Below are 20,373 nucleotides of genomic sequence, written 5' to 3'. Positions count from 1 at the left end.
ATCTATTTCTTTGGCAACAAAAGTAATGATTAATTATCAAATAGCGTTAAATAGAAGCCTTTTTTTTCTAAAAATATTAAACAACTTACAGATTGTTAGTATATACTGTGTATTTGTGAATACTTGTAATATCATGCAATATACTTCACCTTTAATCGTTATACTATGTAGACGCGCGAAAATATTTGCAAATATGATTGAATATATCAAAGGAGAATTAACAGAACTGACTCCTGCTTTGGCTGTTGTAGAAGCCGCCGGTGTCGGTTATGCTTTAAATATATCATTGAATACGTACTCGGCTATTCAAGGTAAAAAAGATGTGAAATTATATGTTCACGAGGCTTTAGTAGCGGGGGGGCGTGATGATTCTTTCACTTTATATGGTTTCTTTACAAAACAAGAACGTGAGTTGTATCGTTTACTGATTACAGTATCTGGCGTTGGAGCAAATACAGCTCGTATGATTTTATCTTCACTCTCACCGGTAGAGCTTTGTACGGTTATTTCTTCAGGTAATGATAAGATGCTGAAGAGTGTTAAGGGTATTGGTCTTAAGACGGCTCAGCGTATTATCGTTGATTTGAAAGATAAAATTATCAGTTTGGGTATAGCTACCGAATTACCTTCTAATGCAGGTCATGCAACTGCGATAATCAATAATGACGTCAAAGATGAAGCGGTTGCTGCTTTGACGATGTTAGGTTTTTCGCCAGCGCCTAGTGCTAAGGTGGTTACTGCAATCTTGACAGATAGCCCAGATATGCCGGTAGAGCAGGTGGTTAAGCTAGCGCTTAAGCAAATCAAGTAGTTTTGGTGTTGTATAGGCATGGATAAACTGAAGCTTAGTAGACTTCTGAGTATTGTATTACTGATGGTGGCAGCTATTAGTTATACGATAGCTATGCCTATACTCCAGAATAATAGGCAAAGAAATAAGCAACAACAGAAAGAAGACGAGAAAAAGAAAGTTATTGGTGTAAAAGCCCAGCCGATATTGGTTTATGAGGATTCGATTCCTGATTCTCTGTTGCATCCGCGTTGGCAGATTCAGCGAATCCAGCCGATAACAACAGCCGATTTGTCTCAGAATGCAACAGATTTGCGTCGTCCTGATAATCTGAAATATGAGGTGGTCTATAATGATACGATTAATCGTTATATTATAGGTAATAAAATAGGAAATACATGGATAACAACTCCGATAGTGATGACTCCTGAAGAGTATCTCAAGTGGAGTGAGACAGAAGCTCGTCTTCGCTTCTACCGTTCAAAGAATGACGAGATTTTCCAACGTAAAGGTAAGGATAAGTTCGATTTCAGTGATATGCACTTCGATTTGGGGCCAGCTGAGAAAATTTTTGGTCCTGGGGGAGTCCGTGTCCGTACGCAAGGTACTGCCGAATTGAAAATGGGTGCAACCATCAAGGATGTGGATAACCCTTCACTTCCTGTTAACAATCGTCATACTACCCAGATTGATTTTGATGAGAAAATTAATTTGAGTGTCAATGGTAAGATTGGTGATAAGGTTAATATGAACTTGAATTACAACACCGATGCTACGTTCGACTTCGACGCACAGAATATGAAGTTGAAATATGATGGTAAGGAGGATGAAATCATCAAACTTGTAGAAGCGGGTAATGTTAGTTTCCCGTCTAATTCTTCGCTGATTTCCAGTGCCAGCAGTCTTTTCGGTTTGCGTACAGATATGCAGTTTGGTAAATTAAAACTGCAGATGGTTGGATCACAGAAAAAATCGAATAATAAAAGTGTTAGTTCAAAAGGTGGTGTGCAGACTACTCCGTTCGAGATAGATGCAGCTAACTATGAAGAAAATCGCCATTTCTTCTTATCTCACTATTTCAGAGGCATTTACAATCAAGCAATGTCACGCCTCCCAAATATTTCTACGGGAATCAATATTACTAAAATTGAAATTTGGGTAACCAATAAGACAGGTACTACTTCCAATACGCGTAATATTGTCGCTTTGACGGGTTTGGGTGATAGACCTTTGTCTGCAGATTCTTCAAGTTGGAGTTTGCCTTCCAATACCGCAAATGATGAGTATGCTACTTTGAGTACAATGAGTGGTGTACGTGATATCGGACAAGCTACTTCCACTTTGGAGGGAATGAATATGGTAAGTGGCGTTGATTTTGAGAAACTGGAAAGTGCTCGCCTATTGTCATCCTCAGAATATAGCTATAATCCTTATTTAGGATTTGTTTCTTTGAAATCCGGATTGCAGACCGACCAAGTTCTGGCTGTAGCTTATTCATTTACTTATGGAGGACAGACTTATCAGGTAGGTGAGTTTGCCAGTGAGAAGACTAACGCCGGTGATGCTCTTTTGGTAAAATCATTGAAAAATTCTACTAATTCTCCTTCACAGAGAAACTGGAAATTGATGATGAAGAATGTATATTATCTAGCTTCTTCTGTCGAAAAGAGTAATTTTAAGTTGAATATTAAGTATCAGAGCGATACTACCGGTGTCTATTTGAGTTATATTCCAGAATCGCAAGTGAAGGATTATACCTTAATCAAGGCCGTAGGTGCTGATCGCTTGGATAATAACAATAAGGTACGCAGTAATGGTGCTTTCGACTATATTGAGGGTTATACTGTAAGTAATGGTCGTGTATTTTTGCCTCGAGTAGAACCTTTTGGTGATGACATGAAGGCATTCTTGATAAGTAAGGGTGTTTCAGCAGATGTTGCAGAAAAGTATAATTTCAGTGATTTGTATGATGCTACTAAGACGATAGCCATGCAGAATGCAGAGAAGGATAAGTACATTCTTACGGGTTCTTTCCGTGGTACCTCTGCAAATGTCATCTCGTTGGGAGCAGTAAATGTTCCACAGGGAAGTGTGATAGTTACTGCTGGTGGTGTTACTCTTACAGAGGGTTCTGACTATAGTATCGATTATAGTGCAGGTGAAGTTACTATTCTTAATCAAAGTATTATAGATGCTGGTACCAATGTGAATGTATCCTTTGCCAGTAATACCGATTATGGTCAAATTCGGAAAACGATGTTTGGCTTAAACTGGGAATATGATTTCTCTAAGAGTCTTCAAATGAGCGGTACTATTCAGCATTTATCTGAACAGGCACTTACTTCTAAGGTTACTATGGGCTCAGAGCCGCTCAACAATACTTTATGGGGTATAAATATTAATTGGAACAAGGAAAGTCAGTGGCTTACTGATATGTTGAATAAGATACCATTCTTGCATGTTACCCAGCCTTCAAAGATTTCGTTTACGGGTGAGTTTGCTCAACTTATTGCTGGTCAGGTAAGTGGTACTCAAGATAATGCATCTTATATTGATGACTTCGAGAATTCAACCAATGGTATAGATTTAAATTCACCAGTAGCCTGGATGTTGTCTAGTACTCCTTATGACAACGGAAATCATGGTTGGGGTTACAGTGATAAAACCTCTTTGAGCAGTGGGTATAAGCGTAGTCAAATAGCTTGGTATAATATTGATAACCTGTTTACACGTACCAGTAGTTCGCTCACACCTTCTCATATCAAGAGTGATCTTGATCAGTTGAGCAATCCATATTGTCGTGCCTGGTATGTTAACGAACTCTTCCCAAATAAGGAAGTTAGTTCGTATAATGGTGAATCTACGACGCTTAACTTGTTTAATATTGCTTATTACCCACAAGAGCGTGGACCATATAATTTTAGTACCTTATTAAATCAGGATGGTACATTGGCAGATGATCCAAAGAGTCATTGGGGTGGTTTCATGCGTAAACTGAATACTACGGACTTTGAATCTGCTAATATTGAGTATATCGAGTTTTGGATGATGGACCCATTTATCGGTCATGAGAATGATTTGAGTTATGGGGGTAATCTATATTTTAATTTAGGTGAAATTAGTGAGGATGTGCTCAAGGATGGACAGAAATTCTACGAGAGTGGTATGTCTGTAGATGGTACAGGTTCTTATGAAACTACCCAGTGGGGTAAGATACCAAAGAATGCTACCATTACTTATTCTTTTGCTACTTCCTCAGGAAGTCGTGCAAAGCAGGATGTGGGCTTTAATGGTTTAACGAATGAAGAAGAACGAGAAACTTTTGCAGATTACCTCAATACTGTCAAGGGGGTAGTTAGTGACTCTGTTTTCCAAAATGTCATCTATCCAGACCCTGCTAATGACCATTATCACTATTTCCGAGGTTCTGACTATGATCAGCAGCGTACCTCCATTCTTGATCGTTATAAGCGTATCAATAATCCAGAGGGCAATTCACCTGATAGTGATAATGATACCGAGAGTTACAGTACATCATACAAGACTACTCCTGATGTTGAGGATATTAATCAGGATTATACCCTGAATGAGAACGACCGCTATTATGAGTACAAGGTGCCACTCGACCCTACAAAAATGTCTGTCAGCAGTAATCAGTATATTGTCGATACGCATACGGTGTCAAGTCGATTGCGCAATGGTGACAGAGATAGTGTAACTTGGTATAAGTTCCGTATTCCTCTTTCTTCAGGATATACTCAGGTGGGCAGTATCTCAGACTTCTCAAATATTCGCTTTATGCGAGTTTATTTGTCAGATTTCGAAAAACCTATCATTTTACGTTTGGCTAACTTCTATCTTATGCGTGGCGACTGGCGTTCTTATGAGCAGCCATTAAGTAGCTCTTCATCAGGTATTATGAATGTGAGTTCAGTCAGTATCGAAGAGAATAATACCAAGGAGCCGGTTAACTATATTCTCCCACCCGGTATTAGCCGTAGTACCGACCCAACGCAGAGTCAGCTAACCCAAGAGGATGAGCGCTCACTTCAGTTAGAGGCAAATAATTTTGCTTCAGGAGAAGCACACGCTGTTTATAAGAATACCAATCTCGACTTGCGTGAATACAAACGTATTCAGATGTTTACGCATGCTAATGCCTTTGAGAATAATACTACCAATTTGAAAGATAAGGAAATGTCTGTCTTCATTCGTTTTGGAAGTGATTATCGTAACAACTATTATGAATACGAGATACCATTAGATTTGACAGAGGCGCGTCAGTACAGTCGTTACTCTTTAGCTGATTGTCAGGCTGTGTGGCCCGAAAATAATATGATGAATATTACGCTTTCGCTCTTTACTCAGTTGAAGAACAATCGAAATATTAAGAAGGCACAAGGTACCGCCTCATATACAGTAGAGTATAGTGAGTATGATACTGATTATCCGAATAATCGTGTCAGTATCAAGGGTAATCCAAGTTTGGGTGAGATCAAGACCATCATGATAGGTGTGCGTAATAATTCAAGTACAGTAAAGAGTGGTGAGGTTTGGGTTAACGAACTTCGTGTACTTGATTATACAAATGACGGAGGTTGGGCTGCTAATGGTAAACTCGATGTTCAGTTATCAGATTTAGGAAGTGTTAATGCTCGTGGAACTTATATTTCTGATGGCTTTGGTGGTCTTGAAGATGGCGTTGCTTCGCGAAGTACAGCTTCAGATGCGTCTTACTCGTTCACAACAAGTTTGCAGTTGGGTAAGTTCTTTCCTGATAAAGCAAAGATCTCTATACCTTTTTATTATAGTGTTACCAAAGAAACCTCAACGCCACGTTATAATCCGTTGGATACGGATATGAAACTGGAGGATGCACTTGATGCCTTAGCTGATGAGGCTGCAAAGGATAGTCTTCGTGATATTGCCATCACTAAAACCACCAATACCAACTTTGCTATTTCTAATGCCCGTATTGGTATTAGCACGAAGCGTCATCCGATGCCGTATGATCCAGCTAACTTTACGTTCTCGTATGCACATTCTCACTCACGTACATCAGGTGAGACAACGGTTTATCAGACTACAGATAACTGGAAAGGTAGTGTGAATTATAACTGGAGTCCAGTTTATAAAGCTTGGGAGCCTTTCAAAAAGCTCAAAAATAAGAGTAAGTGGCTTGATATATTTCGACGTTTTGGTCTCAACTGGTTGCCTCAAAATGTAGCTTTCAATACGGATATGACTCGTATTTATGACGAGTTACAAGAGCGCGATTTAGATGCAACAGAGAATGCCCAGTTACCTTTGCAGTATAGCTCAGATTTCCGATGGAACCGTGAGTTCTCTTTGCGTTGGGATCTCACTAAAAACCTGCACATGAATTTCCAGAGTGCTACGGATGCAGAAATTCAAGAACCAGACCGTCCTGTTAACAAAGACCTTTATCCAGATGATTATGAGGTGTGGCGTGATTCGGTATGGCAAAGTATCAAGCGTATGGGTACTCCTATTACGTATCAGCAGAATTTTAAGTTGCAGTATCAAGTTCCATTAAATTTGATTCCTGTATTTGACTGGTTGAATGCGGATGGTTCATATACCTCTAATTACAATTGGGAGCGTGGTACTCAGAGCGATAGTGTGTGGTCGGGTAATAAGATAACAACGAATCGTACCTATACAATAAACTCTACCATGAATATGGTGAAGTTGTATAACCATATACCATTCTTGAAAAAGGCGAACGAGCGTTTTGAAAAGAATGTCAGTACGGCAAGTTTACGTCAGAAAGAGGAACAGAAAAAGAAAGAGCGTGAAAAGAGAAAAGCGGAAGAAAAGAAATTGAAAGAAGAGGAGGTTAAGGTACGTCAGGAAGCCATTGCTGCCGGTAAAGATGGTGATGAAGCTGTGAAAAAGCTCCTAGCCGATCGTAAACTTAAAGAGCAGAAGAAAGCCCTTCCTCAGAATCGAAGAAGTTTCGAAAAAGAAATAACTCTTCTTCCTGATACTGTTATCAGTCTGCAGCATGGCAAGAATTCTAATCGTCTTATGGTGACAGCTCGTACTGTGGACGGTAAAGTTTTCCCATTGAAATTTAAAAAAGATGGTAAGAACAAGATTATCATTAAGAATAAGGTAGACTCAGCTCAGAAGGTAAAAGTTATCGTAACGCCTAAGACTCCGCTCGACGATGAGAAATGGTATAAGTTTGCTCAAAGTGCTGCGCGTGTTATGATGATGGTTCGCAATGTCAATGTAAGTTATCGTAATCAGTATTCGCTTACGTTGCCAGGTTTTATGCCTTATGTCGGTAACTTCTTGGGCCAGACGAAAGGTTCTGGCGTTTATTCTCCTGGACTCGATTTTGCTTTCGGTCTCGTAGATGATAGTTATATAACTAAAGCTCGAGATCATGGTTGGCTATTAAGTGATACCACGATGGCAACCCCAGCAACATCTAGTTCTTCTGAAGATTTACAGATTCGCATGACACTCGAACCGATTAAGAACTTGAAGATAGATTTGTCAGCTACTCGTACTCAGACGCGTTCAAGAAGTATGGAGTATGTTTATTCGAGTACACCTACCACAGAAAGCGGAACTTTCTCCATGACCACGATTTCGCTGAAAAGTGCCTTCGAGGGTATTGGTGATGCCAATAACGGTTTCTATAGCAAGAGTTTTGAGAAATTCTGTAATTCATTGGAATCATTCCAAAAGATGGTAGAAGCTCAGTATACGGGTTCTCAATACCCTGCAGGTTCAACTTTGGCAGGTAAGGAATTCAGTGCAACGGAGACACCTGTAGATAAATATAGTGCTGATGTCATGATACCTGCATTCTTGAAGACTTATGCTAATGGTGGAGGTTCTTTGAATATTTTCCCAACCTTGGCAAAACTATTACCTAACTGGTCCATGCGATATAGTGGATTAGGTAAGTTACCTTGGTTCAGAGATCATTTCAAGAGCGTCAATATTAATCATGCCTATAGAAGTGTTTATACAGTGGGTAGTTATAATAGCTATAGCAATTATCAGGAGTACATGAATGGCTGGGGGTTTGTTATCAACAGTTCTACAGGCGATCCTTCTCCTAAGAGTATGTATGATATCTCTACAGTAAGTATTAGTGAATCGTTCTCACCATTACTGGGTGTGGATATGACGTTCAACAATAACCTCACGGCTAAGGTGGAGTATCGTTCTACTCGTGTATTGAGTTTAAGTATGACCAGTGTTCAGTTGAATCAGGCTAGTAGTAAAGACTGGGTAGTTGGTATGGGCTATAAGATTAACGACTTTAATCTTTTTGGTGGTAGTCGTAAGATAAAAAGTCGTAGCAAGTCTGGTAATAATACTACGAACTCGAATAGCAGCAAGAGTACATCTGGCAATACCACCAAGGGACAGGCTAATCGTAACTTGAATCTTCGTTTGGATGTAAGCTATCGTAATCAGGCATCTATCACACGTGATATTCGTACAGTTACCAGTACGGCAAGCAGTGGTAATACGGCCTTTAAACTTAGTTTTAGTGCCGACTATACTTTAAGTCGATTACTTACGATGAGTTTCTATTATGATCGCCAAACGAATAATCCATTGCTCACCAGTAGCAGTTATCCTACTACTACACAAGACTTTGGATTAAGTATCAAGTTTAGTTTAACACGCTAACATTAATAAGGGGCGCTATCTCACAATGAGGTAGCGCCCCTTAATTAAATATATGTCTATCAGAATCGATATTGTATGCCTGCCAGAAAAGCATTGTAATGGCTTGAAAAAATATCGTGCCATTGTGTAAGTAGTTCCCACTTTTTTTGAAATACCTTGTGAATCTCAAGATTACCATAGGCACAGGTATTGTCATTATTACGTTGAGGTGCGTTCTTTGTGAAGAAGAACGTCTGTATTGCCAGTTTCCAGTTAGAAGGTAAATATAAAGCAGGATTCACTTGGAATACGCCGTAATTATTTCCGTTGGCACCATGGTAATAATGTGCTCCCGTATTGATGGAAGCGATGTTCTTTCGCCAAGTGACAGAAACATCCGCGGAAGCATAATCCGTATCTTTCCATCTGAAATAGTTGGTATTCATGTTAAACACGAAAGGATGCGAACTATATGAATAACCCAATTTGAAGAAGTTGATGCCCGTATCTGACCATTCAGGCAGAGGTAGTCCTGTCAATGCAGCCTGTTTGCGAGTGTAAGTTTCGCCAATGAAATCAGATATTATGGTATATTTATGATAATATGCCAACTGAAGTTGATTTTTCTGGTCGAAATGGTATACTGCACTGGCAATAAAGTGATTGTATCCCTTGTTTTCACTAGTTAAACCCAAGTATCGGTGGGCGTTGTAATGAGTATCTACAAATCGGTCACCCAAGCAAAAATCAAATTTGCCAAGCTTATAGTCCAGCTGAATATAATAGTTATAATAGAAAGTATTTAGGCAAGCATTACCGTCACCGGTAATGGGTTCTAAGTGATTTTCGAAGAGAAAATCAGCCTCAAAACCGAGCATCATCCATAGATTCGGAATTAGGATAGGGGTGTTGAGTTCGATTACGGCTACAGGGCAGTTATAATGGTAGCGACTGGTCTCTCTACTATACATATTCTGTGCTATCAGAAGCAGATTGGTACCCTTTTCATTGAAATCATGACTATAATCAATTTCAAATACATAATTACCATTCTGATATCTTTCTGGTTCTATAGGGGGTGTTGCATGTTGGTTGCTCACCGAGCCATTGAGAGCAGTAGTGAGAATATCACCGTTTCTTAATTGAGAATTTAGGTGAATACCAGCATATGTCTTGCGTTGCGTAATGTGATTAAAATCCTGATAGCCATAACTAGCATTAGCAAAAATATTCGTATTTTGAGTGCCTATCTTAGTTGTAATCGAAGGAGAAAAATAAGAATGTTGTCCCCCTTGTACTTCTACAGAACCTTCTACTCCCTTGTTATACTTGACAGGAACCAAGTCGATAACATGCTTAAAGCCTGATGTACCTTTGGCCACACCAGGATGATCACAAATTCTTATCTCTTTAAAGTCAGAGGCTTTTGTACGTGTAAGAAAAAGTCTTTGATCTACAGTCATCGGGATATTATTGATGCGAAGTTCGTAGTTGGATAAGGCACCGTCTGCCTGATACACCTGCAGATTATCCTCGAATCCAGAAGAGATTAATTCGGGAAACATTAAAAGTACGTCAAGTAGACTCTCTTCGTCATGAAGTTTGAGCTCTTGAGGATAGATAACTGTACGGTCACCTAGAAAGGTAATAGCAGGTTGACGGCTCTCTGCAGCAATGCTTGTTGTTGGCATAGAGAACAAACAAAGCATAGCCAAAGCCACTAATTTTTTTCTCATCATATCAAATAAATAGATGTTTATTTTACTGCAAAGTTACAAATAAATATTTGATGTCCCTTGAAAAAAATACTGATATTTATCAAAGTTATTAAAACATTGCATCATGTGATTATTTTTATTACCTTTGCACTGTAAATAATAAGAATTATGGAAGTAATACAAAGTTTTACGATTGATCATACCTGCTTGAAGCCTGGTATTTATGTGTCACGAGTAGATCGAAATTTCACTACTTTCGACCTGCGCATAACAGAACCAAATAAGGAACCAGCTGTGGCTCCAGCGGCTATTCATAGCATCGAACACTTGATGGCAACTTGGTTTCGCAATTCAAGAGTGAAAGATGATGTGGTATATGTTGGTCCGATGGGTTGTCTCACGGGTATGTATATCATTATGACAGGAACTTATTCTGTATATGATATGCGTGAACTGACCATAGAGTGTCTGGAGTGGATTCTCACCCAGACAGAGGTGCCTGCTACAACTCCTGATACTTGTGGTAATTATTTGTTGCACGATTTACCTATGTGCAAGTGGGAGTGTGCCCGATACCTCGATCGCCTAAAGAATGATTTTCACTGTGAATATAATAAGTTGAAAGTCACTCTTGAAGATGGTAAGACTTTTGCAGACGCTTAGCTCAAGTGCTCTTATAAGAGTGTAAGGTAAAACAAAGAATTAACGGCTGACTTACGCAAAGGTAAGCCAGCCGTTAAAATATGTAAGTTTCTCAATTATTTTTTGTCGTATGCGTGAGCAGGGTAGTCTACAGTATAATGCAAACCTCGGCTCTCCTTTCGTTCGATAGCCATGCGGGTAATAAGGTAACCTGTATTAATCATGTTACGAAGCTCACAAAGTTCTTTGCTTACTTTGACACGCTTAAATAGGTTCTCGGTCTCTTCATAAAGCAAGTCGAGACGATCCCAAGCACGTTTCAGTCGGAGGTCACTACGTACGATGCCGACGTAGTTACTCATAATCTGTCCTACCTCTTTTATACTTTGGGTAATCAGAACCTTTTCCTCATTAGTCAATGTACCCTCGTCATTCCATTCAGGTACCTTCTCATTAAAGTCGTAGTCATTTACGTGCTCGATACTATGTTTAGCAGCAGCATCTGCATACACTACAGCTTCGATGAGAGAATTACTTGCCAATCGGTTTCCACCATGTAGACCTGTACAAGAACATTCGCCCAGAGCATAGAGACCGTTGATACTTGAACATCCGTTCAAGTCTACCTTGATACCACCACACATGTAATGTGCAGCAGGGCGAACAGGAATCATTTCCTTGGTAATGTCTATACCGATGCTAAGACATTTGGTATAGATATTTGGGAAGTGATGTTTGGTCATTTCTGGATCTTTATGAGTAACATCCAAGCAAACGTGATCGAGACCGTGAATCTTCATCTCCTTATCAATGGCACGAGCTACGATATCGCGTGGAGCCAAACTCAATCGCTTATCATATTTTTCCATGAAAGTTTCGCCATTAGGTAGCTTCAGAATACCACCATAGCCACGCATAGCTTCTGTGATAAGGAAGGCTGGGTGGGTTTCGCCAGGATGATATAATGAAGTAGGGTGGAACTGTACGAACTCCATATCCTTCACGGTACCCTTAGCGCGATATACCATAGCTTCACCATCGCCTGTGGCAATTACAGGATTGGTTGTGGTCTGATATACAGCACCACATCCACCGGTACACATCACTGTTACCTTACTTAGGTATGTGTCAACTTTCTCGGTCTCAGGATTGAGAACGTAAGCACCGTAACAATTGATATAAGGAGTGCGACGAGTAACCCGCGCTCCCAAATGGTGTTGCGTAATAATTTCTACGGCGAAATGGTTTTCCTTGATTTCAATGTCAGGGTTAGTACGGACAGCTTCCATGAGGGCTCTCTGTATTTCGGCACCTGTATCATCTGCATGATGTAGGATGCGGAACTCAGAGTGTCCACCTTCGCGATGGAGGTCATAGCGGCCGTCCTGCATTTTGTCGAAGTTAGTTCCCCAGTCTACGAGTTCCTTAATTTGTGAAGGAGCTTTTTCTACAACCTGTTTTACTGCTTCTTTGTCGCTGATGAAGTCACCAGCTACCATTGTGTCGTGGATATGTTTCTCAAAATTGTCGACCTCAAGGTTGGTCACTGAAGCTACACCGCCTTGTGCAAAGGAAGTATTCGCTTCTTCCAATGAGGTTTTACATATCATACATATTTTGCCTTTATGTGCTTTCGCAACCTTTAAGGCATAACTCATTCCGGCAATACCTGAGCCGATAATGAGGAAATCATATTTATAAACCATGATTAAATTATAATGGTTGTTTGTTAAACTAGTTGCAAAAGTACGAATTTATCAGCAGAAAGCACACACGAAAAGTATTTTTTTTGTAATTTTGCAAATGGATGTGTCGGTTTGCTAAAAAATTGACACCAATGCATATAATGATTTCTTAACTGTGGATAGACTATTTCATCAGCGATTTACCATAGCTGCCAAAAGTGGCATAACTGTATTTGTTTTGTTGGCTTTTTGGTTTTTTTGGCAGAAACAGGCTCTTGTCGGTTTGTTTCTGATGATTATAGTTGTGGGTATGATAGAGCGTGTTCTCCATACGACATATACCTTTAAGCGGGTAAAGCCGATTGATCGTGATGAAGAAACCGAGTTTCTTATCGTTGATAAGGGGCGATTTTCAAGAAATGTGAACATCCCGGTTCCTGAAATTAAAAAAGTATGTATCCTTCCGACAGCATTTCGTCTTTCTCACTTTATTCTTATTGAGTATGGTGAGGGTAATATGGCGAGTTTTCAGCCGGAAGATGATCAGGCTTTCTTAGCCGAACTTCAGAAGAGAAAAAAGAAATGAAAGAATTGAAAAGATTGAGTAAGAAAGGATTCTGGGTATTATGCTTACTTTGTATTTTTAATTGTCAGGTTTGGGCGCAGACCGAAGAGGTGATTGACGATGACGATACGCTTGTTGCAGATACTCTCTTTACAGATACTCTTGCCGTAGATAGCATCCGTTTACCTTGGCCAGAATCTGTTCAGCGACAATTAGATCATTTACTACAGCATAGTATGTTTGATACGTCACAGTTGGGTCTTATGGTATGGGATCTTACTGCGGACAGTTGTATCTATAAGCATAATGAGCGTCAGCTCCTTCGTCCGGCGAGTACGATGAAGGTAATTACTGCTATTGCAGCTATCGATCGTCTGGGAGGCTCGTTCCAGTTTAAGACACAATTGAAATATACCGGTACTATTGATAATCATTGTCTTAATGGCGATCTATATTGTGTAGGTGGTATGGATCCCCGATTTAATAATGATGATATGAAAGCGATGGTGTCGAGTCTTCGAGAGATGGGTATAGATACTATTCGTGGCCATATTTATGCTGATGTATCGCTTAAAGATAGTAATAAATTTGGTGAAGGTTGGTGTTGGGATGATGATAATCCTGTACTTACCCCTCTATTACTTGGACGCAAAGATCAGTTTATGGATCGATTTATGAGTAAGATTCATGAGGATAGTATCGTTTGTTCTTACTATACCTATAGTAATAAGACTTGTCCATCAGAAGCTTATACCATTTCTACTCGTAGCCACTCTATCGATCAGATATTAATGCGTATGCTTAAGGAAAGCGATAATCTTTATGCTGAGTGTCTTTTTTACCAGATGGCAGCCAGTACAGGTAATAGACCAGCTTCTGCTAAGAGCGCTCGTTGGGTAGAAAAGAAATTAGTACAGAAAGTAGGTCTGGATCCGTCTCGCTATAAGTTTGCTGATGGTAGTGGACTTTCTTTATACAATTATGTGTCGGCAGAACTAGAAATAAAGCTCTTGCGTTATGCCTTCAATAATAATAACATCTATCTGCATTTACATCCGGCTTTGCCAATAGCAGGTGTAGATGGTACTTTGAAGAAACGTATGCATGGCAGTTTTACTCATGGTAATGTATATGCTAAGACGGGTACGGTTACGGGTATCAGTAGTTTGGCCGGTTATTGTAAGGCCGCTAATGGGCACAACCTGTGTTTTGCCATTATTAATCAGGGTGTAATGCATGGTAAAAACGGCCGTAACTTCCAAGATAAGGTTTGTACTTTGTTGTGCCAACCACAGTAATGATAAGATAAACAGTCAAACATCGTATGGAGGATATAAAAGTATTTGTAGAACAACTTATCAATTTGACGGGTATCAATGGTATTGCTGTTCCGATAATTCGGCACGGTGTCATGATACTATTTGCAGTTTTATTGTCGTGGGTGGCTGGCTTGTTGTGTCGTCGGCTGTTAGTGCCATTGTTCAAAAAGATTATCGCACATACAGAGGTGAAATGGGATGATATCATTTTTAGTGATAAGGTACTTCTCAGTGCTTGCCACATTGTGCCTGCCATCGTGATTTGGGTATTGTTGCCTCTTGTCTTTTATCAGTATCCTTTTGTCCGGGAATTATTAAAACGTGCCACTGCTATCTATATTACGGTTATGAGTACCCGTACTTTGGTGGTTTTTATTGATGGTTTTAACCGTTTGGATGACCAGCCTAATCGTAAGAGTATTCAACAATACATGCGTAGCTTTTGCGGTGTTCTCAAAATTGCGATGTATTTTGTAGCGACTGTTGTCGTTGTTGCTATCGTATTGGGAAAAAATCCGATGACTCTTTTTGCAGGATTGGGTGCTACTAGTGCTATCCTCATGTTGATTTTCAAAGATACCATTACCGGTTTGGCTTCAGGTGTTCGCTTAAATAGTAATGATATGGTACATCGTGGTGATTGGATTACCGTGCCAGGTACACCTGCCAATGGTATTGTTAAGGATATTACCTTGACCACGGTTAAGGTTCAGAATTTTGATAATACCATAGTAACGATTAGTCCTACAACCTTAGTTACCGGTTCTTTCCAAAACTGGATAGGTATGCAACAGAGTCCGGGTCGTCGTGTACAACGAAAGTTTTATCTCGATTGTCATTCTATCAAGCGAGTTAATGAGGGGAAGGATACAAACTTTGGTCAGTATCGGGCAGCAATCAAAAAATACTTAGAAACCCATAAAGCTGTTAATGCCAATATGCTTATTATGGTTCGCCAAATGGAAGGTACCCAAAGTGGTATTCCTATTGAAGTGTATTTCTTCTTGAAATACAAGGAGTGGAAAGTATATGAAGAGCATTTGGCTAGTATTATGGAACATATCTATGCTCTTGCTGCAGATTTCGACGTAAAACTTTATGAGCAGTATCCAGAGCAATAGCACCTTGTGACGAGTAGATGCTTATGGCTTTATTTTTTGGTAAGCTAATCGTTCATCGCCATTTTCCAGATAGATAATACCGCAATAAGTAAAGCCATGCTTCTGTAGATTATGTTGCATGATGGTATTATTGCGATGAGTATCAATACGTATATTTGAATCAATTTGGAAGCAGAAATCCATGGTGCTTTGGAAGATACCGTGAGCATTGGGTACACCTGCAATACGGTGAATGACATGATAGGGGAGAGACTCCTCAAGCCATTTTCCATTGTTGATAACAGCATATGTTGGGTCAGGGGAAGGTAATAGAGCGAAATAGCCTACGATTCGAAAAGCTTCTTCTATCACGTATCCACCTCCTAAGGCAATGTCATGTCGGATAATATCAGCTGAAGGGTAACCATCACTCCATTGATGTAAATTTCCAGATGAGCGCATAATTTTCTTTGCTTCATCCATAACGAGGAGTATATTGTGGATATCTTGCTCGTTTGCTAGTCTAATATTATATTTCGTTTTCATGTTGTATTTTCTATACGACTTAGCTTTATTAGAATGTCGCCCGATAGTATGATTTATTCTACCGTGTTATATTCTTCTACAGATGTAACGATATTTACAGTACTGTCACCATGGTTGATTGGCATAAAGCCTACACGTACTATTTGTCCGAAATCAGCATTGCCTTTTACCTTGATATGCTTGCTTTTCCAATAGAGTGTAGTATCTTGTCGTGATGGATAGCTAATAAGTTGTAGATTATTCTTATCTGACCCTTCACCTATAATAAAGATATTTGAACTGTCTTGTACTGTTGAATCTTTGACTGTAGACTTGCTTATTTTTTGGTGTATTTGAGCAGGCTCAAAAACGGATGCTGCTACGGTATCGCCATCATTTTGACTTGGAGCCATTTTGCATCCTATAGCAAATGTACTTGCAACTATGATAGCTATAATAGGCAATATTGCTTTTTTCATTGTTTATTGATTCTTTGTTAATAATATGAATCGCAAATTCATAATTCAAAACAAAGGTAGATAAATTTATTCAAAATAAATCATCTGTTTCTGATAAAAATAGTTATTAAGTGATGTAATACCGTTCGTGCGTAGCGTTTCTTATAAAAAATAATCGGCGAACCCAGTTGTTTGGATTCGCCGATAGTTTGATATATGAAATAACTCTCAATTATTCTGCAGTTTCCTCATCTTCTGCTACGAAACTCTTAAGATCTTCAGCATTGAAATTCTGGATGTAGGCAGCTGAACCGATAACCTCTTCCTCGGCCATGCGAACGAAGACGTTAGCACTCTTCTTGAAAAGTTCTGGAGCCTTGCTAGCGTCAGCAATAATAAGCAAAGACTCTACGATGTCGGCTGTCATGTTATAAAGTCGACGACCCAAGAAGTCATGTTCATCCTGATTTTCATCAGCCTTAACTTTCTGAATGGCAGCTTCGTATGCTTCAACCAACTTTGCCACACGAGCCTGTAATGGTTTCATGCAGTCGCAAACCTCTTCCTGAAGCATCTCTTTGATGATATTGAGATAAGTACCATTAGTGATATAGCGGATTGCTGCAACAACTTGGAGCTGTGTAGTACCCTCATAGATAGAGAAAATACGAGCATCGCGAAGTAAGCGCTGACTCTTATACTCCATAATGAAACCTGAACCACCATGTACTGATACGGCATCGTATGCATTCTGGTTAGCATACTCAGAGTTTGTACCTTTAGCCAGTGGAGTGAAGGCATCAGCCAAACGGCTATACAACTTCATTTCCTTACGTTCTTCTGGAGTCAACTTACGCTCACGAGAGATATCCTCCAAAGCTTTATAGATATCAACATAGCGTGCTGTCATATAGAGAAGAGAACGACCTGCGTCGAGTTTTGCTTTCATACGAGAGAGCATATCGTAAACTGCAGGGAAAGTGATAATCTTCTTACCAAACTGCTGGCGCTCTTTAGCATAAGCGAGAGCTTCATTATAAGCCTCCTGTTCTACACCAACACTCTGGGCAGCGATACCCAAACGTGCACCATTCATCAATGCCATGACGTATTTTATCAAACCGAGTTTACGATCACCACATAGTTCAGCCTTGGCATTCTTATAAGTAAGCTCACAAGTAGGTGAACCATGTATACCCAGCTTGTGCTCAATGTGTCGAACATCTACACCACCATCACGCTTGTCGTATATGAACATAGACAAACCACGACCATCGTGTGTACCTTCCTCAGAACGAGCCAATACCAAGTGAATGTCAGAGTCACCATTGGTAATAAAACGTTTTACACCATTCAGACGCCATGTACCGTCCTCATCCTGTGTAGCTTTCAGCATGACACGCTGTAAATCAGAACCAGCATCTGGCTCTGTTAAGTCCATAGACATCGTTTCACCCTCAGCGATACGTGGAATGTACTTCTGACGCTGTTCCTCTGTACCAAATTCATAAAGAGTATCGATACAGCTTTGGAGTGACCATACATTTTGGAAACCAGCATCGGCAGCTGAAATAATTTCAGATGCCATAGAGAATACTACATTAGGAAGGTTCAAGCCATTGTAGCGGCGAGGCATAGAGATACCCCAAAGACCGGCCTTACGAGTAGCTTCGAGGTTTTCGAAAGTTTTGCTGGCATAAATCATTCGACCGTTTTCGAGATGTGGACCTTCGAGGTCTACGCTCTCAGAATTTGGTTCGATGATATTAGCTGCAACGTCACCTGTAATATCAAGTAAGCGCTTGTAGTTTTCGATAGCATCCTCGTAGTTAACTGGAGCATCTGCATATTTATCTTTGTCTGCGTAGTTGCGCTCTTTCAGTTCAACAATACGCTTCATCAGAGGGTGGTTCAGATGGAACTCAATCTCTGGATGATCTGTATAATAGTTTGCCATTTTTTACTTAGAATTCTGTTTGTAATACTTAATGAGCTTAGGGAGAACTTCCTCGCAAGTGCCATTGATAACATAGTCGGCAATCTTGTTGATAGGAGCATCTGGATCGCTGTTAACAGAGATGATAATACCTGCATCCTGCATACCGGCGATATGCTGAATCTGACCAGAGATACCACAAGCGATATAAACTTTAGGATGTACAGTTACACCTGTCTGACCAATCTGTCGATCATGGTCTACCCAACCAGCATCTACAGCAGCACGACTTGCACCTACTTCGCCATGAAGTTCTTTAGCGAGTTCGAAGAGAAGATCGAAACCTTCCTTGCTACCTACACCATAACCACCAGCAACTACGATAGGAGCACCCTTCAGATTGTTCTTGGCTGCTTCTACATGACGGTCGATAACTTTCACAACAAAGTCAGCCTCTGGTACATATTTAGCAACATCAGGGTAAACGACTTCGCCTTTAGCCTGGCCATCGTAGATAGCCTTCTGCATAACGCCAGAGCGTACTGTAGCCATTTGTGGACGGTGGTCTGGGTTAACAATAGTAGCTACGATATTACCACCGAAAGCAGGACGAATCTGATATAACAGATTATCATAGTGCTTACCACTCTTCTTATCATCGTATTCACCGATTTCCAACTGTGTACAGTCGGCAGTCAAACCTGAAGTCAATGAAGAAGATACGCGTGGACCAAGGTCACGACCGATAACGGTAGCACCCATCAAAGCAATCTGTGGATTTTCTTCCTTGAACAGATTAACGAGAATATCAGTATGAGGAGCTGATGTATAAGGGAAAAGACCCTCAGCATCGAAAACAAACAATTTATCTACACCGTAAGGCAGTATCTGATCTTCTACCTTACCCTTGATGCCAGTACCGGCAACGATAGCGTGAAGTTCTACACCAAGATTATTGGCCAACTTACGACCTTTGGTGAGAAGTTCCTGAGAAACTTCCTGAATGGTAGTTTCTTCAACTTCGCAATATACAAAAACGTTATTCATAAATTAGCCAATAATTTTTTCGTCTAACAATTCTTTCATCAGGCTGTTGATATCTTCATCACTTCCTGTAAGGGTCTTGCTTTCCTTAGCCTGGAACACAATGTTCTTAACGGCTTTTACCTTAGTAGGTGAACCTGATAAACCACACTGTGCCTCGTCACCATTTACATCGGCTACACTCCACTGATTGAGTGTAAGATAAGGACGTGTCTCGTAAAGGTCAGTCCAAGGTTCGTCACCTTTGCGTTCCATAGGGCAAGTAGCATACTTATACTTCATGACGAGCTTGGCATTGCATGGACGAGCAGGAGCAGCTGAGCCATTAACAGTAATTACAACAGGAAGAGGAGCGACAACAGTCTCAACACCACCATCAATGTGACGACGGATAGTAGCTTTCCCATCCTCGATTTTTACGACTTCTTCTGCGTATGTTACCTGGTTTAAACCCAGTTTCTGAGCAACCTGTGGACCAACCTGAGCTGTATCACCATCGATAGCCTGACGACCACCAATTACGATATCTACATGGCCAATTTTTTGGATAGCTGTTGCCAAAGCGTAAGAGGTAGCTAAGGTGTCAGCACCAGCAAACTTACGGTCGGTAAGTAACCAGCCTGTATCTGCGCCTCTGTAAAGGCCTTGACGAATAATTTCACCGGCACGTGGAGGCCCCATGGTAAGTACTCCTACGGTAGAACCTGGATTTTGGTCCTTGATACGAAGGGCCTGCTCCAAAGCATTTAAGTCTTCTGGATTGAAGATTGCAGGTAAGGCAGCACGGTTGACGGTGCCTTCGGCAGTCATGGCATCTTTACCCACATTTCTTGTGTCTGGTACCTGCTTAGCAAGTACTACAATATTCAACTTCATATATAAAAGTGTTTTATAAGATCAATCGGTTTTATTAAAAATACCTCGCAAAA

General features: G+C 40.2%; 13 protein-coding genes. 6 read left to right on the top strand and 7 right to left on the bottom strand.

Annotation, left to right across the window (positions count from 1 at the left end; all coding sequences use genetic code 11):
* Nucleotides 1-193 precede the first annotated feature (193 nt).
* Nucleotides 194-811, top strand: a complete 618-nt coding sequence (gene ruvA / locus L6469_RS06490; RefSeq protein WP_006283032.1) for a Holliday junction branch migration protein RuvA — start codon at nucleotides 194-196, stop codon at nucleotides 809-811.
* Nucleotides 812-829: 18 nt separating this feature from the next.
* On the top strand, nucleotides 830-8,473 hold the full coding sequence (gene sprA, locus L6469_RS06485; protein ID WP_074802857.1) for a cell surface protein SprA: 7,644 nt from the start codon (nucleotides 830-832) through the stop codon (nucleotides 8,471-8,473).
* 59 nt (nucleotides 8,474-8,532) lie between these two features.
* Here sprA and L6469_RS06480 read toward each other — a convergent pair whose 3' ends face one another.
* Nucleotides 8,533-10,191 (bottom strand): hypothetical protein, encoded by a 1,659-nt coding sequence (locus L6469_RS06480; RefSeq protein ID WP_006283030.1) that lies wholly within the window; start codon nucleotides 10,189-10,191, stop codon nucleotides 8,533-8,535.
* Nucleotides 10,192-10,338: 147 nt separating this feature from the next.
* Here L6469_RS06480 and L6469_RS06475 point away from each other — a divergent pair, with 147 nt between their 5' ends.
* Nucleotides 10,339-10,833 carry an S-ribosylhomocysteine lyase gene (locus tag L6469_RS06475; RefSeq protein WP_006283029.1) on the top strand — a complete coding sequence of 165 codons (495 nt, stop codon included), beginning with the start codon at nucleotides 10,339-10,341 and terminating at the stop codon, nucleotides 10,831-10,833.
* A 95-nt stretch (nucleotides 10,834-10,928) separates the two neighbouring features.
* Here the strand turns inward: L6469_RS06475 and nadB are convergent, their stop codons facing one another.
* Complete coding sequence (nadB, locus tag L6469_RS06470; RefSeq protein ID WP_006283028.1) at nucleotides 10,929-12,518, bottom strand: L-aspartate oxidase; 1,590 nt, start codon at nucleotides 12,516-12,518, stop codon at nucleotides 10,929-10,931.
* Between the two features lie 154 nt (nucleotides 12,519-12,672).
* Between nadB and L6469_RS06465 the strand changes: the two genes are divergently transcribed.
* The 3 genes from L6469_RS06465 to L6469_RS06455 are packed head-to-tail and all read left to right on the top strand — an operon-like array spanning nucleotide 12,673 to nucleotide 15,502.
* Entirely contained in the window at nucleotides 12,673-13,083 is a 411-nt protein-coding gene (locus L6469_RS06465) for a hypothetical protein (RefSeq protein ID WP_006283027.1), read from the top strand.
* Entirely contained in the window at nucleotides 13,080-14,360 is a 1,281-nt protein-coding gene (gene dacB, locus L6469_RS06460) for a D-alanyl-D-alanine carboxypeptidase/D-alanyl-D-alanine-endopeptidase (RefSeq protein ID WP_006283026.1), read from the top strand. Before L6469_RS06465 ends, dacB begins: the two co-directional genes overlap by 4 nt.
* Nucleotides 14,361-14,386: 26 nt before the next feature.
* On the top strand, nucleotides 14,387-15,502 hold the full coding sequence (locus L6469_RS06455) for a mechanosensitive ion channel family protein (RefSeq protein ID WP_006283025.1): 1,116 nt from the start codon (nucleotides 14,387-14,389) through the stop codon (nucleotides 15,500-15,502).
* 21 nt (nucleotides 15,503-15,523) lie between these two features.
* Here the strand turns inward: L6469_RS06455 and L6469_RS06450 are convergent, their stop codons facing one another.
* The 5 genes from L6469_RS06450 to L6469_RS06430 all read right to left on the bottom strand — a co-directional run bounded on the left by L6469_RS06450 (nucleotide 15,524) and on the right by L6469_RS06430 (nucleotide 20,320).
* Complete coding sequence (locus tag L6469_RS06450) at nucleotides 15,524-16,027, bottom strand: hypothetical protein (protein ID WP_006283024.1); 504 nt, start codon at nucleotides 16,025-16,027, stop codon at nucleotides 15,524-15,526.
* Between the two features lie 53 nt (nucleotides 16,028-16,080).
* Complete coding sequence (locus tag L6469_RS06445) at nucleotides 16,081-16,485, bottom strand: hypothetical protein (protein WP_006283023.1); 405 nt, start codon at nucleotides 16,483-16,485, stop codon at nucleotides 16,081-16,083.
* 211 nt (nucleotides 16,486-16,696) lie between these two features.
* Entirely contained in the window at nucleotides 16,697-18,421 is a 1,725-nt protein-coding gene (locus tag L6469_RS06440) for an acyl-CoA dehydrogenase family protein (protein WP_074549670.1), read from the bottom strand.
* 3 nt (nucleotides 18,422-18,424) lie between these two features.
* A complete protein-coding gene (locus tag L6469_RS06435) occupies nucleotides 18,425-19,447 on the bottom strand; it encodes an electron transfer flavoprotein subunit alpha/FixB family protein (protein ID WP_006283021.1) in 1,023 nt (340 codons plus the stop codon).
* A gap of 3 nt (nucleotides 19,448-19,450) precedes the next feature.
* Complete coding sequence (locus L6469_RS06430) at nucleotides 19,451-20,320, bottom strand: electron transfer flavoprotein subunit beta/FixA family protein (RefSeq protein ID WP_006283020.1); 870 nt, start codon at nucleotides 20,318-20,320, stop codon at nucleotides 19,451-19,453.
* Nucleotides 20,321-20,373 lie beyond the last annotated feature (53 nt).

The organism is Segatella baroniae B14, assembly GCF_022024235.1.
GTDB lineage: Bacteria > Bacteroidota > Bacteroidia > Bacteroidales > Bacteroidaceae > Prevotella > Prevotella bryantii.
Note: the sequence above shows the minus strand (reverse complement) of the source record. Positions and strands in the feature narration are given on the sequence as shown.

What these genes read in the sequence shown, in the direction of transcription:
- ruvA (WP_006283032.1), top strand. Translation starts at nt 194, where the DNA reads ATGATTGAATATATCAAAGGAGAATTAACAGAACTGACTCCTGCTTTG.
- sprA (WP_074802857.1), top strand. Translation starts at nt 830, where the DNA reads ATGGATAAACTGAAGCTTAGTAGACTTCTGAGTATTGTATTACTGATG.
- L6469_RS06480 (WP_006283030.1), bottom strand. Translation starts at nt 10,191, where the DNA reads ATGATGAGAAAAAAATTAGTGGCTTTGGCTATGCTTTGTTTGTTCTCT.
- L6469_RS06475 (WP_006283029.1), top strand. Translation starts at nt 10,339, where the DNA reads ATGGAAGTAATACAAAGTTTTACGATTGATCATACCTGCTTGAAGCCT.
- nadB (WP_006283028.1), bottom strand. Translation starts at nt 12,518, where the DNA reads ATGGTTTATAAATATGATTTCCTCATTATCGGCTCAGGTATTGCCGGA.
- dacB (WP_006283026.1), top strand. Translation starts at nt 13,080, where the DNA reads ATGAAAGAATTGAAAAGATTGAGTAAGAAAGGATTCTGGGTATTATGC.
- L6469_RS06455 (WP_006283025.1), top strand. Translation starts at nt 14,387, where the DNA reads ATGGAGGATATAAAAGTATTTGTAGAACAACTTATCAATTTGACGGGT.
- L6469_RS06450 (WP_006283024.1), bottom strand. Translation starts at nt 16,027, where the DNA reads ATGAAAACGAAATATAATATTAGACTAGCAAACGAGCAAGATATCCAC.
- L6469_RS06445 (WP_006283023.1), bottom strand. Translation starts at nt 16,485, where the DNA reads ATGAAAAAAGCAATATTGCCTATTATAGCTATCATAGTTGCAAGTACA.
- L6469_RS06440 (WP_074549670.1), bottom strand. Translation starts at nt 18,421, where the DNA reads ATGGCAAACTATTATACAGATCATCCAGAGATTGAGTTCCATCTGAAC.
- L6469_RS06435 (WP_006283021.1), bottom strand. Translation starts at nt 19,447, where the DNA reads ATGAATAACGTTTTTGTATATTGCGAAGTTGAAGAAACTACCATTCAG.
- L6469_RS06430 (WP_006283020.1), bottom strand. Translation starts at nt 20,320, where the DNA reads ATGAAGTTGAATATTGTAGTACTTGCTAAGCAGGTACCAGACACAAGA.